The organism is Indolivaga alginatilytica, assembly GCF_003201355.1.
In the GTDB taxonomy this organism is placed as follows: Bacteria; Bacteroidota; Bacteroidia; order Bacteroidales; family Dysgonomonadaceae; genus Dysgonomonas_A; species Dysgonomonas_A alginatilytica.
This window is the reverse complement of sequence record NZ_QICL01000011.1, coordinates 46,157-65,739: the sequence shown is the minus strand read 5'-3', so window position 1 is coordinate 65,739 and position 19,583 is coordinate 46,157. Positions and strand designations below refer to the sequence as shown.

The following is a 19,583-nucleotide window of genomic DNA, read 5'->3' as shown; positions in this document are numbered from 1 at the left end:
TTATTGTACTATATATTTTTCGAAACCATCCGAAAATCGGATACTATTATTTTTATCCATCAAAAAACCCGAAACATCAAACTGCGTTGATAATAGTTTCATTTTCTCTGTAAAACCATCCAATGTTTGATTATATAATCCTGTCGAAATAATGTCACCAACGAAACAATTGGTTGATATTATTCCTATCTGTTTGTTTTCGGAAGGATAGCCTGTGAGGGGATTGATGATATGCCCATATTTTTTGCCACCAATCTCTACAAATGTTTTAGTTTGTGCCGAAGTCGAAAAACAAGCATTCGAAACCTCCAGTTTAAATAAACTATCATCCTTTTTCAAAGAGTTCTGTACATTTACAATCCAAAAGGGATGGATGTTATTATTCAGAGTTTTAATTGTGCTGCCTCCTGCATTAATAATAGCATCGGTAATACCTTCTTTTCTCATTTTCTGAACTAACTTATCTACTGCATAAGATTTCATAAACGAGCCTGTAATAATTTCCTGTCCTTCTGCTATTCTGACTTTAGATCCTTCGATTTCTATTGTTTTATAATTAACCCGTTTTTTTGTAGCCTTTATTTCTTCCTTCAATGGTAAACGAGGTTCTTCGTCTTTATAAAAACCCCATAGACGAACTAAAGGCATTACAGTTATATCATATTCACCATCGAACAGATCCGAAAAATAAATAAGCTGCCTCAACAAACTGATAGTTTCATCATCAACTTCAACAAATTGCCCTGCATTCTTATTTATCAAATCAAAAAAAGAACCTTCGCTATATGAATTATAATGTTTGTCAACATCTTCCAATACAGCAAAAAGTTCATCAAACAGGCTTTCGTCACAGAAAACCGGAATTTTTATTTTAATATGTGCATGGAATAACCATCGCACCTGAGCTTTATATAAAAGTCCGTCATTCACTTGCAGCAGCAGTTTCTTCTTGTACTGGTTCTATCTTTGTTTGAGGAGCAGCCTCTTTTACTTTTGTCTCTTCTTTCTTTTCGGAACTTTTAGCCGGTTGCTCTTTTAAAGCTTTCTCTGTAGATTTTTTCGGAGCTTCTTTCTTAGTCACCTCCTCCGTTCTTACTTCCGAAACTTGTGAAACTGGGATTACATTATTTTCTGTTACAACCTCTGTCTCTATTTCTTCCGTGATTACACGATTTTTACTTGCAATCTCTTTTTCTCCTGAATCAGGAATTTTTGCCCCATCATCATTCTTAAATATAGTATCTATTGCAGCTTTGTTGCCAAAGACTATCAAGACAATACCAAATAGAAAAAGAATAATTTTCTTTACTGTTGTCATCTTATTCAGACATTAAGTTATTTTTCCTTACAAAAATACGCAATACGCAATTGTACCGAGCATTAATTAACCATTTATAATAAAAAAGAATCTTATTTAATAACAAATAAGATTCTTCAATTTATAGATATAGTCAATTATTCTTCGGGCATCATATTATGAAATACATTCTGAACATCTTCATCATCCTCAAACTTATCCAAAAGCTTATTTATTTGGGCTCTTTGCTCCTCTGTAACCTCTTTTAGTTCATGTGGAATTCTTTCAAATTCAGCACTATGAATTTCAAATCCGTTTTCTTCTAAATATTTTTGAATATCGGAGTAAGATTTAAACTCACCGTATAGAAGTATATCTTCTTCATCTTGCTCTATTTCATCTACACCATAGTCGATAAGCTCCAACTCTAAATCTTCCAGTGAAACACCTTCTTTAGCTGAAATTTTAAAAACACATTTATGATCGAATAAAAATTCTAAGCTACCGGTTACACCTAATGATCCATTATTTTTATTGAAATAGCTACGCACATTAGCCACTGTACGAGTTGGATTATCCGTGGCAGTCTCTACCACAATTGCAATACCGAAAGGACCATACCCTTCGTAAGTAACCTCTTTGTAGTCAGATTCGTCTTTAGAAAGAGCCTTTTTTATAGCACGTTCAACGTTCTCCTTAGGCATATTTTCCTTCTTCGATTGCTGTATTAATACACGCAAACGAGAATTTGTATCAGGCTCAGGACCTGCTTCTCTAACTGCAATAGTTATTTGTTTTCCAAGTTTAGTAAATACACGAGCCATATTGCCCCAACGTTTCATCTTCGTTGCTTTACGGTATTCAAATGCTCTTCCCATATCAAGTTTATTATAATTTCATTAAGGTCTCAGACCTATTTGTTACTTTATTTTCTGGATACAAAAGTATAAAAAATAGCCTATACAAAAAACTAATAATACGCTCATTAATAATAATGATTTCAGATATTAAAAATCATTATTATATGCGATTGCCTGAGTAACACTAATTGTGTTACTTTGCATAATTTTTGGAATAACGGAATTAAAAAATTTAATGAAAAAACTATCATTCAAAAGGATAAGTTATCTATTACATCTTTGGCTGGGAATGATTTCGGGTATAATTGTATTTATTGTTGCAATTACCGGATGTATATATACCTTTCAGACAGAATTACGAGATATATCTCAACCTTACCAATACGTAGAAGTACAAAACAAACCATTCCTTTCGCCATCAGAACTAAAGGAGAAATCAATAGAATATGTATACACATCACCAGCGGATAGCAGTAATGTGATTTATGGAATTACTTATACTAAACAAAACAAAGCAGCTACAGTAGCGTATAATCACTATCAAGATGGCTATACATTATTGGTACTGAATCCTTATTCTGGTGAGTATTTAGGAAAACAAGTTCTGAAAGATGATTTCTTTAGATTTGTGCTTGCTGGTCATCGTAATCTTTGGTTACCTTATCCCGTAGGTCATCAAATTGTAGGATGGGCGGTTCTGATCTTTGTTATTGTCTTAATCACAGGTATTATTTTATGGATTCCTAAAAGATGGAATAAGAAGTCATTAAAACCTCGTCTTACTATAAAAAGAAAAGCAGGATTCTTTCGATTTAATTATGACCTGCATAATGTACTTGGTATTTATGCTGCATTAATTGTATTAGTAATTGCACTGACAGGGCTTACATGGAGTTTCGAATGGTTTGCCAATTCTTACTATAAAGTAATATCAGGAGGTGAAGAACCTAAAAAATGGATAGTTGCCGAATCAAATACTACAGCTGTATATCCACTTGGGAATACTGCTGATATCCTTTGGTCAAAAGTGAAGGCTGAATATCCTATAGGAACAAGAGGTTCACTTATCTTTGACTTTCCAAATAAGAAAGCGGATGCATATCGCATCGGATTTAACTCTGCTAATGACGATACTTATTACAAAAGACACTTTCGTTTCTTCGATCAGTATACGCTAAAAGAATTAGAAGGTGGTGGTATGTATGGCATAAAGTACGAAGATTCGTCTGCAGGTGATAAATTCTATCGAATGACCTACGATATACATGTGGGAGCCATAGGTGGCTTTGCAGGTAAATTAATGGTCTTTTTAGCTAGTTTGATTACAGCTAGTCTTCCCATCACTGGTTTTATTCTTTGGTGGAAAAAAAGTAATAAACAGAAAAAGTAATAAACTCATTCATACTAAAAAAGGATTCTGAATAACAGAATCCTTTTTTGTATATAAAATAGATGTATAATACTATCTCAATTGAGCATTTAATTCCTGCTCTAACGATTTTTGAATCTTCTGCATAATAGCATCAATCTGCTTATCTGTTAATGTTTTTTCATCATCTTGAATAACAAAGTTCACGGCATATGATTTTTTACCTTCAGGCAGGTTTTTACCCTCATATACATCGAATAAACTTACGTCCTTCAATAGTTTCTTTTCCGATTTGTAAGCAATTTTTTCTATCTGTTCGAATAAAATATTTTTATCTAATAACAAAGCTAAATCTCTTCTTACCTGAGGATATTTAGATATCTCTGTAAATGTAACTTTATGCTTTTTAGTTTCTTTCATCAAAGCATCCCAGTTTAATTCTGCAAAGTACACTTCTGTATTTATATCCGCTTGCTTTAAGATTTTTTTAGCTACAATACCCGCTGTACCTATAACTCTGCTACGAGTTTTAATAGTTAAAGCTACGCTATAAATATCATTAGAGAACTGCTCGTATTCGTATTGACCTTGAATCATTCCCAAGCGAGACAATACATTCTCAACATATGCTTTTAACTGATACACTGATGATTTTTCAGTTGCTGTAGCCCAACTATTGCTGTTTATATCACCACATAACCAAAGTCCCAGATGAAATTCTTCTGAATATTCTCTCAAAGGTTTATCGGCTTCCTTTCTTTCTGCATCAAAATAATAACAATTACCAAATTCGTAGAATTTAAGATCGTTACTTTTTCTATTTCTATTGTATGCAATACTCTCTAAACCTCCGAAAAGCAAAGTTTGGCGCATCACATTCAAGTCTGTACTCAATGGATTCAGTAAACGGACACATTTCGAGTCTGGATAGGTTTTCAAGCCTGTATAATAAGCCTCTTTCGTTAAAGAGTTGTTCATTATCTCATAGAAACCATCACCCGTAAGCTGCTCCGAAATCAGATTTTGTAAATCATAGCCTTTATCGGTAGCTGTTTGATAAGATAGATTAGATTTTAGAGACTCTCCTATTTCTATATTATTATATCCGTAAATACGAAGAATATCTTCAATAACATCTACGTCACGCAATACATCTACACGATAGGTAGGTATGCTTAATGTTAATTTATCATCAGCTTCACCTTTAATCTTTATCTCGAGACTAGCTAGAATAGATTTTACAGTTTCTTTATCAAGATCTTTACCAATTAGTGAGTTTACTTTGGCATAAGAAAGTTCAACTATCGGATTTTCTATTTTAGCAGGATAAATGTCTTGAATTTCTCCTACAAAATTACCTCCTGCGACTTCCTTGATTAGCAAAGCTGCACGCTTCAAAACATATAATGTATCATTAGGATCAACACCTCGTTCGAAACGGAACGACGAATCAGTACTCAATCCATGACGACGTGCAGTTTTACGCACCCATGTAGGATTAAAATAAGCACATTCGAGAAATACATCTGTAGTAGTTTCTGTTACACCCGATTTTAGACCACCGAATACTCCTCCGATGCACATACCTTCTTTGTCGTTACAGATCATCAAATCCTTATCGCTTAGAGCATGATCTTGCTCATCCAAAGTTACAAACTTAGTACCCTCAGCTAAGGTCTTCACATAAACAGTACCTCCTGAAATCTCTTTCATATCGAAAGCGTGCAAAGGATGCCCCATTTCATGAAGTACATAATTGGTAACATCTACAATATTATTTATAGGTCGAAGACCGATAATTGAAAGGCGATCTTTTAACCAATCGGGGCTTTCTTTAACCGTTACTCCTTTTATTGTAATACCAGTATAACGAGGACAAGCTTCCTCATTTTCAACTATTACATTTATGCCTTTTTCTTTTACATCAACAGTAAAAGCGTCTACCGAAGGTCGGTTCAAATCAGTTGCTTTTCCGTTTTGTTTCAAATAAGCACCAAAATCGCGAGCTATACCAAAGTGAGAAGCAGCATCTACCCTATTAGGAGTAATATCAACCTCTAACAAATAATCGCTTTTAATATTATAGTAATCTTTGGCTAGTGTACCAACTTTTGCATCGGCTGGAAGGACGATAATACCATCATGGCTTGTTCCTATTCCTATTTCATCTTCGGCACAAATCATACCGAAAGATTCTTCGCCTCTTATTTTTGATTTCTTAATTGTAAAAGACTCTTCTCCCGAATAAAGCTTAGTGCCAACCAAAGCCACTATAACCTTTTGTCCGGCAGCAACATTAGCTGCTCCACATACTATTTGCAGAGGCTCTTCTTGACCTACATTTACACTAGTAACATGTAAATGATCTGAATTGGGATGATCTACACAAGTAAGCACCTCACCCACAACCAGACCTTCGAGTCCTCCTTTTACAGTTTGTATCTCTTCTACCCCTTCGGCTTCAAGCCCTATTGAAGTAAGAGCAGCAGCCACCTCATCGGGTGACAGATCGAAATTAATGTAGTCTTTCAACCAATTGTATGAAATATTCATATTCCAAATTATTTCTTAGCTAATTAATCATTAGCTGTTTATATTTTATATAATACTATTTCTTTTAAAGCCAAAGTAAGCGACTCATGATATATTCTTAGAATATAGCTTCCTACAACTATTTTATCTATAAATAAAAGCGATAAAAAGATATGAGACTTTCAGTCCGCCAAAATTACAAAATTTTCTTTGTCTACCCTAAAAAAAGAGGCCATCCATGCTGTTTGATGTAAAAAAAATCGAATAGTAGCTACTTTTACATTAGATAAAATCTATATTGGCTGAAAACCTTTTCCACAAAACGTTGTTATAAATCTGATATCTAGAATAAAGGTTCCTTATTTTGATTTTGCCGTAAAGTGCTGTATATTTGTGCCACTTTATTAAAAAGTATACTGATTCTAAGCGTAGAGTCGGCCATTCCGAGAATCGGAAAGGCCTTATTCCGAGGGTGATCCTATGAATAAGGTCGTAGTTCTAACCAAAATATTATTTTATGAAGTATTTGAAGTACTTCTTGATTGTGGGGATAGTCTTGACAACATTGTCTTTCACAACAAGCACTTCGAGGATTTCGGAAGGTATTTACCCGGGAGACCTTATGCCTAAGCTGAAAATCAATAATGAGGCAGGCACGAAGCTCGATTTAGAGCATCTGAAAGGAGTTAAAGTATTGGTAAGTTTTTGGGCTGCGTACGATGCAGAATCCCACATGAAAAATGTTCTTTTATGGAATACCTTACAAAAAGAGAAGCACTCATTAGTTATGGTGTCTGTCTCATTTGACAAAAGTAAAGCGGTATTCGAAAAAACATTGAGTATTGACGGAATAAACGACAGGTATCAGTTTTTAGATACAAAAGGGTCGAATTCTGAAATTTATCAAAAGTATCAACTGGAGAAAGGATTTCAAAATTACCTGATTGACGAAAAAGGTGTCATCATGGCAATTAATCTTACTCCTAAAGATTTGAACAGAATATTAGAAAAAGAAACAATGTAAAAAAGAGCTATTCCAGTAGGAATAGCTCTTTTTAAATTTTACCCGTCTTTTAAAACATCTTGTTTGTCAGGTCCCCAAGGTTCAGGTGTCGAATTTTTATCAAATGGATTGAAATATTTGATATTCAATTTATCTAAATACTTGAGGAATGTTTTTACACGACTCTCAAAGCCAATGTAATTTCTATTACTCGCACTGTTATCATACCAAGCATTCTCGGCAATAGCCAATAAACGAGGATATGTCATAAAATCGAGCCTTCCTTTATCCTTAATACGCTCTGTCCACACATTGGCTTGCATTCCCAATATTTGCTTTGGATGATTAGCTATTAATTTAGATATACTTCCTGAGAAATCATATACAGTTTCCAATTCATTAAAATCACCGGCCCAGCGTCGTCCTATTTTATGGCTATCATCTTGTACAAAGTCAAAATAGCAAGGTATCCGTGGTGTTAGAATAATATCGAATCCACTATTCAAGGCTTGAGTTAACAACTCAGGTTTATCATGCCTCCACCACATTATTATGGCTTTATCAGGCGATACACCGGTATTTATAATCTCGTCCCACCCAATCATCTTCCGGCCTTTGGCATTTACAATATCACAAGCTCTACGCACAAAGTAATGTTCCAGACCTATTTCGTCTTTCAGATTATTATCCTTTATAAACTTCTGCATCAGAGGATCAGTAAACCACGATTGATTTCCAAAATGAACCTCATCTGCTCCGATATGAATGTATGGTGCAGGAAATAGCTGTACTATTTCATCAAAAACATTACTTATGAATTCATAAGTAGCCTCTTTTGCCGGATGAAATGTAAAATCTTTCCAACGACCTTCGCCACCTCCCGACACCTCCGGGTACGAACGTCCTACCGCAGTAGCATGCCCCGGCATATCTATTTCAGGCACTACCATAATATAACGTTGAGCAGCATATTCAACTATCTCTTTGATCTCGTCCTGTGTATAAAATGCACTTGGGGCATTAATTTCACTCCAACTACCAACTGAGCCCTCTTGAGTTAACAGAGGGTATCGTTTTATTTCGATTCTCCATCCTTGCTCATCCGTTAAATGCCAATGAAAGACATTTAATTTCAAACGAGCCATTATGTCCAGATATTGCTTTACAGCCTCTTTTCCCATAAAGTGACGCGATTCGTCAAGCATATAGCCTCGCCATCCATATACGGGAGCATCTTCAATGAGTAGAACGGGAACAGTCTGTTTGCCATTCTCTGTTTTTATCAATTGAGCTAAACTCTGAAGTGCATAGAACAAACCAGCCTCCGTAGATGCTTTACAAAGGATCTTATCAGCTTGAACATTGAGTACATACGCTTCTTTATCCAATTTAGAATCGAATTGAAGCACAATAGAGTTTACAGAAGCTTTTCCATTTAGCTTAGGCGATGTTTTAATCGAAAATTCATTGCCTAAAACTCTCTGAAATGTTTCTGCGACGAGTTTTAGATCATTGCTCGCATAGAGTAAGCTTGTTTTCGCATTAAAAGTGAAAAAGCCTTCTCCCAAAGAAACTTTCTGAGGTTTAGGAATCACATTTACACCTGAGTTTGCATAGGTATTTACCGATAATGCAAAAAGCGAGAAAAGGAGAATGATAACTGTAGATAATCGTGTTTTTCGAGTATTCATAGTAATAAATGCTATTATAAGGTTTCTATATCCAAATTTAAGATTAAATTATATTCTTTCCAACCAAAGCAGATCAATTATAAATAATATCTTTGCTAATTAACATTTAAAGGCCTTAGTCTTATTTATTACTTCGGTATGCACAACAGAAATAACTTGTAGTAATTCGTAAGTATGTCGTCAAAGATTTTCGGTTAATTATTCTCTGCAAATAAAAAGGAAATATGCAAAAAGTAGTGACAAATAATAAAGAATATAATTACATCACTAATTATAAAAACAACGAAGTATTGAGAAACAGTCTTCATGTTCAAACCCAGAAGATTTGGAAATTTGACTTCGAGAAATGGTACAAGAGTGGGCATTGGGGTGATAATTGCCTTTTATATTCTTTGTTCGATAACAATAAAATAGTCTCTCATATTACTGTGAGTATTATTGACTTTATCGTTCTAGGAGAGAAAAAACAATTTATACAATTAGGCACAGTATGTACTGATGAAGAGTATAGAAAACAAGGTCTAAACAGATTTCTTCTGGAGAAAGTAATAGAGGAATGGAAAAGTAAATCTGACCTAATTTATCTGTATGCCAATGATAGCGTTTTAGATTACTACCCTCTATTTGGCTTTGTTCCCGTTGATGAGTACCAAGCTATTAAGAAAATAGACTATAAAAGAAGCTCTCTTATAGTCAGAAAGATAAATATAGATAACACTGATGATTACAAGCTGCTATATAACAAGGCGAAAAATAACATTGCATTATTCAAAGTATCAATGGTGGATAATGCAGGGCTGATTATGTTCTATTGCAACTATTTTGATAAATTCAGTTTCAAAGAAAACCTTTTCTATATTGAATCTCTAGACACAATTGTTGTTGCAGGATATAAGGAGAATGATTTGATTTTGTATGATATTTTATCGACAGAAAAGGTTGAAATAGATGAAGTGATCAGTGCGATGATTACGGATCAAACACAAAACGTAATTATACACTTCATGCCTATTGATAGTGAGAAATATGAAATTAAACTATTAAAAGAAGAAGAAGATACTACCCTATTTGTGATGGGTAACAGTAAAAAGTTGTTTGAAACGAATAAACTTATTTTTCCAATACTATCTCGCACTTAAATATAAAAAAGAAGAGAATCATCTTTAGACAAGACAATTCTCTTCTTATATTTTATAGATATTTCTATCTTAAAAACTCCATGCAAAGCCAAACAAAAAGTTTACCTGCGCAAACCAGAAATGCTGTGAAGCTTTATCACTGCTTGACGATGTAGTACGGATACTAGGCATATTGATATACCCTTGTTTACCTTCGCATCTTAGGAAAAACAAATCCCAAAGTAATACATCTGCTGCAATTTTACCATTCAGACCAAAGCCAGCCACATGAAAATCATCATGCCTCTTTTCATCAAATAGTTTCACATTACTTTTGGGTAGCATAAAACCTGCTCCTACACCTGCTATTCCATTGATTTTAAGAATACCATGTTTATAAAAATTATGGTAATATTCGAATTCTGAATTTATATAATTCAATCCATCTGTATGTTCGAAAGTTAGGAAATCATCAGTCAATCTTACATCTCCGTTGGGTGTGATATGATTCTCAAATCCAGGTCTTACATTCCCCGAAATACTAACAGTCTGGTTCTGATCCATTACATATTTCATGTGATCCACACCTATATTTACAGCCATATTATCCTTAAAGAAATATCCGATCTTGAAATTCGTTTGAGGTATCGTCACACGATTGGGTTGTAAATAGTTATGATAACTTACTGCACTCAATTTGTCATGGGCAACAACACGATGCAATGTAAAATCATAATCATTTCCTGTAAAATGTATTGTAGAATTTGTATAATGTGCTCTGTTCCATCCCCAAAAGGCATAAAATTTACCTTTTTTATAAGCCGGTTCAGTTTGAGCCATAACCAAGATACTAGTCTGCAAAATAAGTGTTAACAATAGAAACTTCTTCATCTTCTTAATTTATGTTTATTTCAAAGTGCAAAGGTACCTTATTTAATCTATATGAAAAAACCTTTTTTTATAATCAATGCATATCTCGCCCTACCGCCACCAATGTAACCGGCTTATATTTGAAAAAGTAGAGCAAAATAACAACCAATAGTATGATACCCATTATTAACATATATCCAAGTATTTCTTTTATGCTGATAGTGAGCGCTTGTATCTGTACTTTCGAATAAAGGGCATTTATCGCCATACGCTGAGCATCCTCTATACTTAGCCCTTTAAGTAGAGAGCTTGTGTAGGTTTGCGAATACAAACTATTCGCTATTGGATTAAGTTGATCTACGCTTTCAGACAGATGCACTGTGTTTTGTTGTTGTAATCGGTACAGCCAATTGGAAAGAATACTAGAGCCAACTGCAGGAGCCAGTACGGAACGGGAACCTATAAGAAAAAAAGCATTGTATATCAGTTGCTGCGGTTCTAAACCCTGAATAGCATAAACTGCTAACGCCACAAACAAGATAAGCATACCAAGCCCTTTTAGAAACATAGGGATATACAGATCTTCGTATAAACCCATCGGCTCAACATTAAAGTATAACAAGCCGATAGCCAGTGTAAAACATGAAAAGCCGATAAATATAAGCCAAGCCATTCTTATAGCTTTCTTAAAGAAGTAATAACATATAAATCCACCCAAAATTATTCCGGGAATCATATATAAATACAACTCATTAGATCTGGTAGTATCCAATCGTAGTACTGAATTAACGTAAGAGGCTGTAAGAATAGTAAAAGATGCAAAAAACATCATTATAAACGAAAAGAGGTATACAACTACCGAGTTTCGGTTTTTCATTACACTCAGATCAACAAAAGGTCTACCGTCTGTAATCAACTGTCGTCGTATAAACATCCATCCGACAATAGGTATTAAGACCGCTGCCACCACTATATTATTTGAAGCAAACCAGTCATTCGTTTTCCCATAAGTAACCACATACAGTATGCACATAAAGAGTAGTGAACATTGGAAGAAACTATACCAATCTATTTCTTTATATGGAATACGGATCAATTTACGCCCAAATGCCATAAATATTACCACCAATACCATGGCAAATAGAAGTAAGGCTATCAGAAAATAATACATATGTTGCCATTGGTAGCGATAGGCAAATTCGGCTGTAAGAACCAGAGATAACTGTCCCAGCGTTAAAGTGATCGGATAGAATTTAGAATAAAACTCATTACGGGTATTACTCGGGCTAAAAATAGGCATTATGATCGCAATAATTTCCAGAAGGGTAAATGCCTTAAAGTAACCTATAAAAAAGCTGCAAATAGTTATTACTTCCATTGAGGTGGTTATTGCACAAATCCAACTCAATATAAACTGACAAAAGAGGACTACCTGAATAATAGTTTTAGAGGTTGCAACGGGTTTTATGAGAGGGATAATAGGATATGCTATTGCCATACCAGCCGAAGCTGCATAATATGCCATATTTATATCTTCAGACAATACACCTAAAGCTCCGGAAATATCAACACTACTACCGGTATAAGCTCCATTTATAAGCATCACGGGAATCAGCACAAGTAGAGCTACCACACAAACTAACCATTGTGGCACCCAACTTCTAAAATGTTGACTACTGTTATTAACCGCCATTGCTTTTCTTTCTTCTTACTTGGATTTAATGGCCTCCGTTTCAACCATCATCCCCGCTCTTAGTTTTTCCATATCCTCATCCGGGATATCCACAAAATCAATTCTTACGGGAATACGTTGCTGTATTTTCACAAAATTTCCTGCTGAATTATCTGTTGGTAATAGAGAGTACTTAGAACCTGTGGCTAAAGAAATAGAGGTTACCTTTCCTTTAAATACCTTATCGGGTATGGCGTCTACTTTGATGTTTATTTCCTGACCTATATAGATATTCTGAATTTGTTTCTCTTTATAATTGGCTATAACCCATTTACCCTCGTCTCTTACAATATTCGTCACGGTTTGACCCGCTTGTACCAATTGACCTTCTTCCAACGTACGACGTCCTAAGTATCCCGAATACGGTGCAGTTATTACGGTATAAGATAAATTCAACTTAGCTAAAGCCAAATCGGCCTCTTTACGGAGGATATTAGCATCTGTGTTACTTCTCTTTTTCTGAGTTTCGGTCGACATAGATCGTAACGATTCTTGTTGCATCATCAAAGAGTTATAATGAGCTTTCATTGCTTCATATTCAGTCTTTACCTGATCGTATTGCTGATGCGAAACGGCATCTGCTTCCAGTAAGTTAGTATATCTCTTATAATCTTGTTCAGACTTCCATAAGCGAGCTTTGGCTTCTTCAATATTAGCCTGTGATACAGCAACATTACTTGTGGTAGTGGTTATACTTGACATCAATACCTCTGCCGATGCTTCAGCATCTTTTAAAGCAGCTTCAGCATCCATCAATTTCAGACGGTATTCGCGGTCATCAATAATCAAAAGTGTATCTCCTTCATGTACCATTTGGTGATCAGTAAAATATATTTTGCTGATATATCCTGCTACACGTGTATTGATAGGTGAAATGTATTGCTCTATGGTTGCATCGTTTGTGATCTCGTATCTATAATAGTTAAGGAAGAAATTACAAGCCCATACAATCCCGGCAATAGCTAAAACGATAGTTATTCCATTTAAGATAAAATTACGACGTCTTTTATTTCTGAGTTTCAGATATATTCGTCGCAGCTCTTTTTTTGCTTCAATTTCCGATTGGTCTATGTCCATAAATATTAATTACTGCTTTTTTGATAAGTTAGCCTATTCGTATCTTTAACCTTATAGCCTGCCACATACATTCAATAACTGATAGTATGTATAGACAGCATTCGTACGGGCTGCTGTTAATTGCAATTCAGCATCAAGCTGCATTGCGTTGGCATCCAAAAGATCTGTTAAGATTGAGAGTTGATTAAAATATTTCTTATTCACAATTCGGTAATTCTCATTTGCTTGCTCTACCGATGTTTCAAGAGCTTTTATACGCATCAAAGCTTCTTTATGTTTCAAGTAGGCAGACTTTACAATACCTCTGATATTTTGCTTTTGCTGCTCTTCTTCCAATTGCTGTAAACTTATCTGAGTCTTTGCTACCGAAAGAGAATGCTTCCGATCAAACAAAGAAGATATTTTATAGGATAAATTTAAAGTTACTCCCCATGAGTCGATAAACAAATCCTGAACAGGCGAAGTATTAGGCAATGGTCTTTGAAAAGTATTCCCAAATTGCAATGATAAGCTTGGGCGAAAATCAGCTTTCGTAATATCCAGATTGTTTTTTGCCAAAGCAATATTTGTTTTAGCAATACGCATTTCAGGATAATCGTGATAAGCTGTCTCAATATAATTATCAATGCCTTCATCCATATTCATTTTTAAATTCAAAAAAGCCGAGTCGGGCTCATAAAGCAAATCCTCATCCATCCCCAATGCTATTGCCAATTGCTGACAAACGAGTGTGATACCATTAGTCGTTTCCTGATATGATAGATCAAAGTTAGTTAGCTCTATTTCACTTCGTAAAACATCATTCGATGTGATCATTCCCTCTTCACGCATCTTGCGAATATCTTGAAGCCTACGCTTAGCTTCATCAATATTTATAGAGTATATTGCTCTTTGTCTGTAAAGGTTATAAAGATCGAGATATTTACCGACCAACCATATTTTCAGATTAGCCTTGTCTTGCGTTAACGACAGTTGGGCTAGTTCCTGCTCCAATTCCGACCTTTTTATATTGTTATTGATACGCCCTCCTTCGTACAAAGGTTGCACGGCACTCAATTGATAGTTTTGTCTCCAATCGGGGGCTGATGTATGTTTTACAAACGATAAGTCTTTATCGAATATAGTAGGTGTACCTACATAACCAAATTGACCAGTAACTGCAACATCAGGCAAACGTTTGTTTTTTGCTAACGAATTCTTATCATTAGCAATCTCAACTTTTAAGTATGTAGATTGAATTACAATACTATGTTCTATTCCTTTTTCGAATAGTTCTTCAACTGAGAGTTTATACTGCGCCTTCGCTTCTGAGAATATAAAAATTATAAGTAGTAGAAGCCATAATGAAGTTATTTTATTTGATATTTTAATCATTGCTTATTATCCCACTTAATTCTTTCATATAATCGACACAAAATTGTAGTTTATTTTTGTCTGTCGTTTCTTCTACTTTATGATATACAGTTTCAACTATAATCTTAATTTGTTGGTGTAAAGCTTGCCCCTCTTCAGTAAGAACAATCAACTTGCTTCTTTTATCTTGATGACTTTCGGTACGAGCTATCAAGTTTCTCTTTTCCATATTATTTAATAAATATGAAAGACTCGATTTGTCTTTATGAGTTTGATTAGCCAAGTCCTGTTGATTCACAGCATCCTTTCGATACAAACACCTCATTACCTGAATCATTTCAAAAGTTAAATCAATCCCCTGCTCTTTAATCCTTTTTTGTATAGCCTGTCTGTAGGAAGCCTGCACCATTAGTAGCGCATATACAAATTCTTGCATTTTAACAATCTTTTCTATTTGACGTACAAATATACAACAAAATAAAACATTGGTTGAATATTCAACTAATAATTTACATAGAAATAATACGTTATATTATACAGAAAAAAACCTGCATAATAAATACTATATACAGGTTTTTTAATTTTTTAACTGAGAATATAAAGAACTCAATTACTCATCCTTCCATTCCTCATACCCTCCATCTATACTATACACTGCTTCGAAACCCTGTGCTGTCAAATATTGAGCTAGCGATTGACTACTATTTCCATGATAACACATTACCAATACAGGAATCTGCTTCTCGGTACCAACTATAAAATCAGATAAATTCTCCTGGGTCAAATGTAACGCATTTTCATCATGCCCCTCATCATAACTCTGAGAATCTCTCATATCAATCAATATAGCTTTCTTTTCTGTCGCCAGCATTTTTTTAGCGACCTCCTTACTTATTCTCTGAAACATATTTAAATCCTTTTCTATATTAAAACTACAAACACCTATATATAACCCCTACTTCGGCTTATTGTTCTATTAATCTAAACTGAGCGTCATTTCATACAAGTTTAGAAAATCAGAAAAGCCAATATCAGGTAATATTTTAATAAGGCTAATACTTTCATCCAAAGTTACAAGCTTTATTACACTACTTTCGGTTCTATCTTTCAACTCACTTACAATAAGTTGTTCCAGATTTTTATTTTCCCAACCCTTTAAAACTCTTAATTGAGGAATATCTCCTCGCTTTTTATGAATAAAACCAAATCCTATTACTTCTTCATTAAAAGATACTGAACAATACTCATAATTATCAATATTATTGAGAATGGATATTCTTTGATTTTGCCATGAAGGCATAAATGGCTGAAAGTTTGCCTCATCAATATTCACATAGTTCGCTTTATCATAGCCTACAGCATAATCATCCGGTAAAGAATCTAAAACATCTTCTTTATTTATTTTAAAGCACTTTAAGCGACGTTGAACTCCAAATCCGTTTTTACGATAAAGATCTATCGCTGGCGTGTTATTTTCCAGTACTTCCAATAGAAAGATATCAACATCATCCTTCTTTAATAAATCGACCAATTTGATAAAGAGATCATTCGCAATACCTTTTCGTCTAAAGCTCGGAATTACACCTGTTCCTCCATCATAGCAATATTTCTTACCATCTATTTTTCTATATCCACATAATATAAATCCGACCAGCTTTCCATCACTAAAACACCCTACCGAACAACTAAAGTCAATGTCCCTAGTTATAATCATCTCTTCAAACCGATCAATAGGCATATCCATAGCAACCTCATAGTCCGAAAACGATTCCATAAAGGCCTCATATACTTGTTTTAAAGATATATTTTCAAGCGAATAAATTTCTAAATTTTCCATGAACTAAATAATTCTTATTTTACAATACAAATAAACAAAAGATTACAAAAAAGCAGAATCTGTTTTCACTGATTCTGCTTCATATAATAAATTCTCTAAGTATTACTTCTTATCTTCAGTCTCTTTATACCATTTATTTAGGTGATCATCAACAAACACAAAGAAGAAATGATTTTTATACATATCCTTGTATTCTAATGTCTCCTGCTGCTTACCCTGTACTTGATTTATACCTGTTGTAGTATACTTATCACCCATAAGCGATACAACTTCTTGTTTTGTCATACCCAACTCTATTTGTTTCAGAGCCGAATTATAAACTTTCATAGAACCACAAGCTGAAAGAACTGTAGCAATAAATGCTATAAAAAGTATCTTTTTCATACGATAATCGTTTTTATTTATCAAATAAACGCTTTACAAGACTGATAAGTTCGAAGAATTCGGACTTCCAAAACAAAAATACTCTATAAAAACAAAAGAATCAATATTTAGAGACTATAAATTACTAGACTTTCTAACTATATTTAAACAATAAAGAATAAGTATATATGAAACAACTTTTAACCGCCTTACTTATCCTCTCAATACATCTTACCTTAAATGCTCAAATCTATAATAAGCCTATAAGAATAGAATACGATGTTTATCATATAAAAAAGAATGATACAATTAAAAGTACACTATATCTTGAATGTACAGGAAATAAGTGGAGTTTTCAGAATAAACACATAGATGATAGTTGGGCAATCCGTTGGATTCAAAAGGACTCAAAAACGAGTAACGATTATTTTGAAGAAACCGGTGTAAAAGAAACTTCTGAAAAGATATTCCTGCATCCTCCTCGCTTCAAAGAATATGCTATTCTGGAGTTTTGCCCATTTCCCTTAATTCACTACCCATTAGAAATAGGTAAGAATTGGGAATGGGAACTGGAAAATATTCCTGAAATCTATTATAGAGCGTTAAACAACCCGACTAAACTCAAAACCACTGTAAGAAATAAATACAGAATCACTAAAAAGACTTCATGGTTTTACAAAAAAGCAAATACACACATAGAATGCTTTGAAGTGGAGGCTATCGGTGAAACTTCTTTAGGAATTACAAAATTAACTTTTTATTTCTCACCTCAATATGGCTTTATATACCTAAACTTTGAAACACTTAACAAGGATCGATTTATTTTGATGTTTAAACAACAAACAGCAAATTTAAAATTTGAGAGTAAATCAAAATAGACTGATTAGTTTGTTTGATAACTCACAACCTTTGTATCACTTATGTATTTTTAATATGAAAATATTATCCTGTTTTTCGTATATTTGAAATTATTAATCTATATAAGTAATTCCAACCAGTTAATGCTATATCTTAAAGTAATAGCCAACTATAGTTCTTTTATTAACCAAATCAAAAAGAAGATCTGAAACCCTAAAACGATAAATAATGAAAACATTTATAATTTTATTAATCGGTATATCTTTACTCAGTTTTTCATCTTGCGGAAGCAATGAACCGCTCGTTCGAACCAAAGCACAAAACAATGCGACATACGAAGTAGATTATCTGTTTGAGCATGACGGATGTAAAGTGTATCGTTTTCTAGATAATCACAAGTATGTATATTTTACGAATTGTACAGGAGATGTAACCGTATCAAATAATGATTCTACTAATACTCAGATACAAACAATTATAAGAAACAGGTGATAATCTGCTTTAGCAAATCGAATAAGTAGAATACATTATTATCAAAACATGTCTATAATGTCAACATATAAAGAAATAACAATATTTTATTTTTCGGGAACAGGAAACGCCCGAAGAATTGCATTATGGATTTCGGAATTTGCGAATAAGAAAAACATCGATTGTCAGCTAATAGATATTTCAAAAATTGATATCAGAGAACTTGAAGCATTTAATACTGATCGGCTAATTATAATTATTTCTCCAATTCATGGCTTTAATTTTCCAAAAATAACAATCGATTTTATACGCCATCTTCCAAAAGGTAAAAATAAGGTTGTATTGATGAATACAAGAGCGGGAATGAAAATAGGCTCTTTTGTCACACCCGGGCTTACGGGAGTTGCTTTTTTATTATCATCACTTCTATTAAAAACCAAAGGTTATAGAATCGCAGGGCAGATTCCTTTCGATATGCCATCTAATTGGATATCGATTCACCCGGCCTTAAGTCAAAAAACAATTAAATTTTTGCATAAAAGAAATTATTACCTCACAGAAAGAGTTTGTGATAAAATATTTTCAGGAGGAACTGTTTTCACAGCATACAAGGATATAATTCAAGATATACTAATCTCTCCGATATCTCTGGTTTATTATATTGCCGGCAGGTTTGCCTTTGCCAAATCGTATTATGCAGGAAACAATTGCGATAATTGCGAATTATGCATAAAGCAATGTCCGGTAAAAGCAATCGAAAAGATTAGCAACAGACCATTCTGGACTTTTAAATGTGAGAGTTGCATGAAGTGCATGAGTAATTGCCCTCAAAAGGCAATTGAAACAGCACATGCTCTCTTCCTTGTAACAGGAATTCTCACCACAAGTATTGGTTCTTATCTGCTCTATAAATTATTTCCAGACAACTTACAGTTTCTATTTATTAAATTTATAGTATTAAACATCACTTTCTTTGCTCTTTTAACGATTTTGTATAAAATACAGCAACTATTATTAAAGAACAGATTTATAAGGAAAATAATATCCCATACATCATTAACATACTATAAATTCTGGGGGAGATACAAATCGATTCCTGATAATAAATGGAAAAAAGATTCATAAAATATTTTTAATTACTTTAAACCTATA

General features: G+C 33.8%; 19 protein-coding genes. 6 read left to right on the top strand and 13 right to left on the bottom strand.

The annotated features are described in order from the left end of the window. The 3 genes from CLV62_RS10105 to CLV62_RS10095 all read right to left on the bottom strand — a co-directional run bounded on the left by CLV62_RS10105 (position 1) and on the right by CLV62_RS10095 (position 2,175). Complete coding sequence (locus tag CLV62_RS10105) at positions 1-930, bottom strand: FAD:protein FMN transferase (RefSeq protein WP_110310661.1); 930 nt, start codon at positions 928-930, stop codon at positions 1-3. Continuing rightward, on the bottom strand, positions 923-1,318 hold the full coding sequence (locus tag CLV62_RS10100) for a hypothetical protein (RefSeq protein WP_110310660.1): 396 nt from the start codon (positions 1,316-1,318) through the stop codon (positions 923-925). Before CLV62_RS10100 ends, CLV62_RS10105 begins: the two co-directional genes overlap by 8 nt. Positions 1,319-1,455: 137 nt before the next feature. Then, entirely contained in the window at positions 1,456-2,175 is a 720-nt protein-coding gene (locus CLV62_RS10095; protein ID WP_110310659.1) for a YebC/PmpR family DNA-binding transcriptional regulator, read from the bottom strand. 217 nt (positions 2,176-2,392) lie between these two features. Here CLV62_RS10095 and CLV62_RS10090 point away from each other — a divergent pair, with 217 nt between their 5' ends. Further along, positions 2,393-3,547, top strand: a complete 1,155-nt coding sequence (locus CLV62_RS10090) for a PepSY-associated TM helix domain-containing protein (RefSeq protein ID WP_110310658.1) — start codon at positions 2,393-2,395, stop codon at positions 3,545-3,547. A 72-nt stretch (positions 3,548-3,619) separates the two neighbouring features. On the opposite strand, the gene pheT is transcribed toward CLV62_RS10090, so the two are convergent. Beyond that, positions 3,620-6,079: a phenylalanine--tRNA ligase subunit beta gene (pheT, locus tag CLV62_RS10085; RefSeq protein ID WP_110310657.1), complete on the bottom strand. Its 2,460-nt coding sequence runs from the start codon at positions 6,077-6,079 to the stop codon at positions 3,620-3,622. A gap of 496 nt (positions 6,080-6,575) precedes the next feature. On the opposite strand from pheT, the gene CLV62_RS10080 reads away from it, so the two are divergent. Then, positions 6,576-7,082, top strand: a complete 507-nt coding sequence (locus tag CLV62_RS10080; protein ID WP_110310656.1) for a TlpA family protein disulfide reductase — start codon at positions 6,576-6,578, stop codon at positions 7,080-7,082. A 38-nt stretch (positions 7,083-7,120) separates the two neighbouring features. On the opposite strand, the gene CLV62_RS10075 is transcribed toward CLV62_RS10080, so the two are convergent. After that, positions 7,121-8,752, bottom strand: a complete 1,632-nt coding sequence (locus CLV62_RS10075) for a beta-N-acetylhexosaminidase (RefSeq protein ID WP_110310655.1) — start codon at positions 8,750-8,752, stop codon at positions 7,121-7,123. Between the two features lie 224 nt (positions 8,753-8,976). Here CLV62_RS10075 and CLV62_RS10070 point away from each other — a divergent pair, with 224 nt between their 5' ends. Next, a complete protein-coding gene (locus CLV62_RS10070) occupies positions 8,977-9,891 on the top strand; it encodes a GNAT family N-acetyltransferase (protein WP_110310654.1) in 915 nt (304 codons plus the stop codon). Positions 9,892-9,960: 69 nt separating this feature from the next. Here the strand turns inward: CLV62_RS10070 and CLV62_RS10065 are convergent, their stop codons facing one another. The 8 genes from CLV62_RS10065 to CLV62_RS10030 form a co-directional block, all read right to left on the bottom strand. Beyond that, positions 9,961-10,761: a hypothetical protein gene (locus CLV62_RS10065; protein ID WP_221409236.1), complete on the bottom strand. Its 801-nt coding sequence runs from the start codon at positions 10,759-10,761 to the stop codon at positions 9,961-9,963. A 73-nt stretch (positions 10,762-10,834) separates the two neighbouring features. Continuing rightward, positions 10,835-12,433: an MFS transporter gene (locus CLV62_RS10060; protein WP_110310653.1), complete on the bottom strand. Its 1,599-nt coding sequence runs from the start codon at positions 12,431-12,433 to the stop codon at positions 10,835-10,837. Positions 12,434-12,448: 15 nt separating this feature from the next. After that, entirely contained in the window at positions 12,449-13,549 is a 1,101-nt protein-coding gene (locus CLV62_RS10055; protein ID WP_110310652.1) for an HlyD family secretion protein, read from the bottom strand. A 51-nt stretch (positions 13,550-13,600) separates the two neighbouring features. After that, positions 13,601-14,923, bottom strand: coding sequence for a TolC family protein (locus CLV62_RS10050; protein WP_110310651.1), 1,323 nt, complete (start codon positions 14,921-14,923; stop codon positions 13,601-13,603). Next, a complete protein-coding gene (locus tag CLV62_RS10045) occupies positions 14,916-15,338 on the bottom strand; it encodes a MarR family winged helix-turn-helix transcriptional regulator (protein WP_110310650.1) in 423 nt (140 codons plus the stop codon). The genes CLV62_RS10050 and CLV62_RS10045 overlap by 8 nt, the downstream gene beginning before the upstream one ends. Positions 15,339-15,512: 174 nt before the next feature. Further along, entirely contained in the window at positions 15,513-15,809 is a 297-nt protein-coding gene (glpE, locus tag CLV62_RS10040; RefSeq protein WP_110310649.1) for a thiosulfate sulfurtransferase GlpE, read from the bottom strand. Positions 15,810-15,878: 69 nt separating this feature from the next. Further along, on the bottom strand, positions 15,879-16,739 hold the full coding sequence (locus CLV62_RS10035; RefSeq protein WP_110310648.1) for a GNAT family N-acetyltransferase: 861 nt from the start codon (positions 16,737-16,739) through the stop codon (positions 15,879-15,881). A gap of 102 nt (positions 16,740-16,841) precedes the next feature. Continuing rightward, entirely contained in the window at positions 16,842-17,123 is a 282-nt protein-coding gene (locus CLV62_RS10030) for a lipoprotein (protein ID WP_110310647.1), read from the bottom strand. Positions 17,124-17,290: 167 nt separating this feature from the next. Between CLV62_RS10030 and CLV62_RS10025 the strand changes: the two genes are divergently transcribed. The 3 genes from CLV62_RS10025 (at position 17,291) to CLV62_RS10015 (ending at position 19,556) form a co-directional block, all read left to right on the top strand. Beyond that, positions 17,291-17,980 (top strand): hypothetical protein, encoded by a 690-nt coding sequence (locus tag CLV62_RS10025; RefSeq protein WP_110310646.1) that lies wholly within the window; start codon positions 17,291-17,293, stop codon positions 17,978-17,980. A gap of 208 nt (positions 17,981-18,188) precedes the next feature. After that, positions 18,189-18,452, top strand: a complete 264-nt coding sequence (locus CLV62_RS10020) for a DUF4884 domain-containing protein (protein WP_110310645.1) — start codon at positions 18,189-18,191, stop codon at positions 18,450-18,452. A 57-nt stretch (positions 18,453-18,509) separates the two neighbouring features. Next, positions 18,510-19,556, top strand: a complete 1,047-nt coding sequence (locus CLV62_RS10015) for an EFR1 family ferrodoxin (RefSeq protein ID WP_110310644.1) — start codon at positions 18,510-18,512, stop codon at positions 19,554-19,556. The last annotated feature ends 27 nt before the right edge of the window (positions 19,557-19,583 follow it).